Origin of the sequence: Idiomarina sp. UBA4206, from assembly GCF_002383015.1 — a bacterium.
GTDB classification, from domain to species: Bacteria; Pseudomonadota; Gammaproteobacteria; order Enterobacterales; family Alteromonadaceae; genus Idiomarina; species Idiomarina abyssalis.
Genome location: NZ_DFTS01000017.1, coordinates 19,522 through 24,150, shown reverse-complemented (window position 1 = coordinate 24,150; position 4,629 = coordinate 19,522). Strand labels below are relative to the sequence as shown.

General features: G+C 47.2%; 5 protein-coding genes. All 5 read left to right on the top strand.

Annotated elements, in window-relative coordinates; genetic code table 11:
• The coding region (locus B3180_RS03800) for a DUF819 family protein (protein WP_286843152.1) at positions 1-253 on the top strand (253 nt) is incomplete at its 5' end.
• A 15-nt stretch (positions 254-268) separates the two neighbouring features.
• Positions 269-1,111, top strand: coding sequence for a 3-deoxy-8-phosphooctulonate synthase (kdsA, locus tag B3180_RS03795; RefSeq protein WP_286843150.1), 843 nt, complete (start codon positions 269-271; stop codon positions 1,109-1,111).
• Positions 1,112-1,115: 4 nt separating this feature from the next.
• Positions 1,116-2,609: a TrkH family potassium uptake protein gene (locus B3180_RS03790; RefSeq protein WP_234972447.1), complete on the top strand. Its 1,494-nt coding sequence runs from the start codon at positions 1,116-1,118 to the stop codon at positions 2,607-2,609.
• Positions 2,610-2,723: 114 nt separating this feature from the next.
• Positions 2,724-3,350 (top strand): TetR/AcrR family transcriptional regulator, encoded by a 627-nt coding sequence (locus tag B3180_RS03785; RefSeq protein ID WP_054487168.1) that lies wholly within the window; start codon positions 2,724-2,726, stop codon positions 3,348-3,350.
• A 63-nt stretch (positions 3,351-3,413) separates the two neighbouring features.
• Positions 3,414-4,629, top strand: a 1,216-nt coding sequence (locus B3180_RS03780) for an acyl-CoA dehydrogenase (protein WP_286843146.1), incomplete at its 3' end; no start/stop codon positions are given.

Genomic DNA, 4,629 nt, shown 5'->3' with positions numbered 1-4,629 from the left:
CATTGGTGCTATCTGGATGATCATTCACGCCAGCTTGATGCTATTGGTGGCAAAACTGCTGCGCGCTCCGGTGTTTTATATGGCGGTTGGCAGTCAGGCGAACGTTGGTGGTGCGGCGTCAGCCCCCGTTGTTGCCTCAGCTTTTCATCCTTCATTAGCACCGGTTGGTGTATTATTAGCGGTAATGGGGTATGCGCTGGGAACTTACATGGCGTACTTCGCAGGCCAGATCTTACGTGTTGTTGGTAGCTAATCGCAGGAGTTTAGGATGATCAAAGAATTACAGCTGGGCGACATTCAGATAGCAAATGACAAGCCGTTTGTTTTATTTGGCGGAATGAATGTGCTGGAGTCTCGTGACTTAGCCCTGCGAATTGCCGAACATTATGTGGAAGTAACCAGCAAACTGGGTATTCCATACGTGTTTAAGGCATCATTTGATAAAGCTAACCGGTCGTCCATTCATTCATTTCGCGGACCCGGCCTGGAAGAGGGCTTACGCATTTTTGAAGAGGTAAAGCAGCAGTTTAACGTGCCTCTTATTACCGACGTCCACGAGCCCCATCAGGCGGCCCCGGTAGCGGAAGTGGTTGATGTGTTGCAGCTTCCTGCGTTTCTTGCGCGACAGACTGACCTGGTGGTTGCCATGGAGGAAACTGGCGCTATGGTTAACATTAAAAAGCCACAGTTTCTCGCGCCGCATGAAATGAAGCACATCATCAAAAAGTTTGCAGAAGCGGGCAACGAAAAAATCATGTTATGTGAGCGTGGCTCAAGCTTTGGTTACAACAACCTGGTTGTTGATATGCTTGGCATGGATGATATGAAGCCCATGGCGCCGGTTATCTTTGACGCTACTCATGCCTTGCAACGTCCGGGAGGACGAGCTGACTCAGCCGATGGTCGACGGGCACAGGCTGCACAACTGGCCCGCTCTGGTATGTCACTGGGTATTGCCGGGTTGTTCATTGAAGCTCATCCTAACCCCGATGAAGCCAAGTGCGATGGACCCTGTGCGTTACCTTTACATGCGTTAGAGCCTTATTTGCAGCAAATGAAAGCCATTGACGACTTAGTGAAGTCATTTGCACCTTTAGATACGTCTAACTGACACTATGTCATTGCAAAGCAATCAATCTTTACGGCAAACGCCGCTTGATAGTCGACAGGCCATTAAGCTACTGCTAAAAGCGGTGGGCGGATTGATTGCGCTGCTTTCTATTGCGTTGCTTGCCCCTTTCGTTATGGCGGTTGTTAGCGGCGAGAAAGAGCAATGGACCTATTTAACGCTCTCTATTATTGGCTTGGTTGTTGGCTTGGTTTTATTTCTGCAACCTGCTGGTGACGCTAAGCTCAGAGCGCGACAAGTCTTCTTGCTGACTTCGTTGTGTTGGGTGTCAGCCAGTTTATTTGCAACCTTGCCTTTTATTTTTGCAAAGCCTTATCTGGACTTTCCTAGCGCCTGGTTTGAAGCTATGTCGGCTATTACCACAACCGGTGCAACAGTTATTTCAGGGTTGGATGATTTACCCGCCAGTGTGCTGTTATGGCGCGCTATGCTTCAGTGGTTAGGCGGTATTGGAATCATCGTAATGGCAATGGCAATTTTACCCTTCCTGCAGGTGGGTGGTATGCGTCTGTTCCAGGCGGAATCATCCGATATGTCAGGCAAGTTCATGCCGCGCTCAAGCCATATGGTTATGGCAATAGGGCGAGTGTATCTCATATTAACGGCGGCGGTTATTGGTCTGTATTTAATGGGCGGAATGAGCAGCTTTGACGCTTTTGCGCATGGTATGACAACTATTAGTACAGCGGGTTTCTCAAACTACGATGCCTCTTTTGGCCACTTTTCTGATACTCCATTCCTGGTTATAACGGGCACCATTTTTATGGTGGCAGGGGCACTGCCTTTTGTGCTTTATATACGGTTACTGAAAAGAGACTTTGAACCGCTGTGGAAAGACACTCAGGTGCGCGCCTTTGTAACTTTTCTGCTTATTGCTATTGCGTTGATTACTTTGGTGCAAATAGCCAAAGGCCGGGAGTTCGGCGATGCGTTAATGCACACAGCGTTTAACGTAGTGTCGGTAGTAACAACAACGGGGTACGCAACAGAAGACTACGGCAGTTGGGGAAGCTGGTCGTTAATGGTCTTCTTCTATTTGATGTTTATTGGTGGTTGTACCGGCTCAACTTCCGGTGGTATGAAAATTTTCCGTTTTCAGTTGTCACAACTTTTATTGAGAAAGCAGTTCAGCCAGTTAATTCATCCTAACCTGGTGAGCGTTCAAACCTATCAGGAGCGTCGGGTTAACGACTCGTTGCTGGGCTCTATGGTCGCTTTCTGTTTTATGTACTTTCTTCTTATTGCCGTTATAGCGCTGGGTTTGTCGTTATTTGACCTCGACTTTTTGACAGCAATATCCGCTGCTGCCTCGGCGGTTGGTAACGTTGGGCCCGGTTTAGGCGAAATTATAGGCCCGGCAGGTAACTTCTCAAGCCTGGACGGCGGCGCTAAATTGCTGCTTATTTTTGCAATGTTGGCCGGTCGTCTTGAAATTATGACCGTACTTATTCTGTTCCACCGTCATTACTGGCGGCATTAAGTCCTATACAATTAAGTTTACGCGGCAGATCAAAATAAATTCAGCGAACACTTGCACGCTGAAACGACATGAATTAGATTAAACGCATGTTTAAATCATGCGTTTATTTATTTCATGGCAGCACGCATTTCGACTCAAAAGAAAATACTCAACGCCGCAGAAATGCTTTTTTCCAGAGATGGATTTGAGCAAACCTCTTTACGGCAAATCACGCAGGAGGCGGGGGTTAACCTTGCCTCTGTCAATTATCACTTTGGTTCAAAAAAAGCGCTTATTCAAGCGGTAATGGCACGCTATTTAGTTATTTTTATGCCCGTTTTGGAAGAACAGCTGCAACAGGCTGAACAGCAAAGCGAGTTAAAAACAGAAGAACTGTTTAAGCGTTTCAAAATACCGCTGGCAAAGTTAACTGAGGTTAATAAACAAGGGCCGGATATCTTTTTAAGATTACTTGGCTTTGCTTATTCTGAAATTCAGGGGCATTTGCGCAAATATACTCAGCAAGAATTTGGCGGTGTATTGCAGCATTTATTAGCTCTGTTAAAGCGCGCAAATCCACATTTAGATGAGCAACAAATGTTTTGGCGTCTACACTTTATATTAGGCGCCGCCGTTTTTGCTCAAGTATCGGGGCAGGCTTTAATTGAAATTGCTCAGTCGGAATTTAATGAAAAGGTTGAGGCGCAGGACGTCATTGATCAGCTCATACCTTTTGTTTCCGGCGGGCTTGAAGAAGCGTAAAGATACCGTTGTAAGTTCGAGATTTGACGACACTTTTATTGTGATGGTGCACTGGAGATAACCATGGAAATTTTTATTCTGTTAGTGGTTTTAGTGGTACTGGTGTTTGCAGTCGGAGATATCCGTCGCAGCCTGGTAACTAAACCGGTTTTTGCTATTTTTAAGCGCATTTTGCCGCCTATGTCGGATACCGAACGCGAAGCTATGGAAGCGGGTGACGTTTGGTGGGACGGCGAGTTGTTCAGCGGCCGCCCAGACTGGCAGAAGTTACTTGATGTACCCGAGCCAAAACTGACCGCTGATGAGCAGGCGTTTGTCGATAACCAGTTGGCAAAACTGATGGACATGCTGGACGATTTTAAAATTGTTCAACAAGACCGTGACTTACCCAAACAAGTTTGGGACTACCTGCGTAAAGAACGTTTCTTTGCCATGATTATTGGCAAAGATCACGGCGGCCTGGATTTTTCTCCCGCGGCAAACTCTTACATTGTTTCGAAAATTGCCAGCCGCTCTATCAGTGCGGCGGTGTCGGTCATGGTGCCTAACTCATTAGGTCCGGGTGAGTTACTGACGCACTATGGTACAAAAGAGCAAAAAGACTATTGGTTACCACGCCTTGCGGACGGAACAGACATTCCTTGTTTTGCACTGACAGGACCTGAGGCGGGCTCCGACGCGGGTGCTATTCCCGATGAGGGCATCATTTGCAAAGGCGAGCACGAAGGCAAAGAAGTTGTCGGTATTCGTCTTAATTGGTCTAAGCGCTACATTACACTGGCTCCGTCAGCAACTGTCTTGGGTTTGGCTTTTAAACTCTATGACCCCGAAGCGCTTTTAGGCAGTAAAAAAGAAATTGGTATTACTTGTGCGTTAATTCCTACTTCGCACAAAGGCGTTGAAATTGGCGACCGCCATTTCCCGCTAAACCAGGCTTTCCTTAACGGTACAACCTTTGGTAAAGACGTTTTCATTCCGCTGGACTGGATTATTGGTGGTGCTGATTACGCTGGTAAAGGCTGGCGTATGTTGGTTGAATGTCTGTCGGCTGGCCGTGGTATTTCTTTACCCGCTCTGGCCACGGCGTCGGGCCATGTTACTCAGCGTATGACCGGTGCTTATGCTTACGTTCGTCAGCAGTTTGGTATGCCCATTGGTATGTTTGAAGGCGTTCAGTCATCAATGGGTAAAATTGGTGGTACCAACTACATTCTGGAATCAACACGCCGACTGACTATTTCTGCATTATGTCAGGGGCAGAGCCCGTCTGTTGTTACGG

Bases quoted from the DNA above. Each gene is read 5' to 3' on its own strand.
- kdsA (WP_286843150.1), top strand. From the start codon at position 269: ATGATCAAAGAATTACAGCTGGGCGACATTCAGATAGCAAATGACAAG.
- B3180_RS03785 (WP_054487168.1), top strand. From the start codon at position 2,724: ATGGCAGCACGCATTTCGACTCAAAAGAAAATACTCAACGCCGCAGAA.
- B3180_RS03790 (WP_234972447.1), top strand. From the start codon at position 1,116: ATGTCATTGCAAAGCAATCAATCTTTACGGCAAACGCCGCTTGATAGT.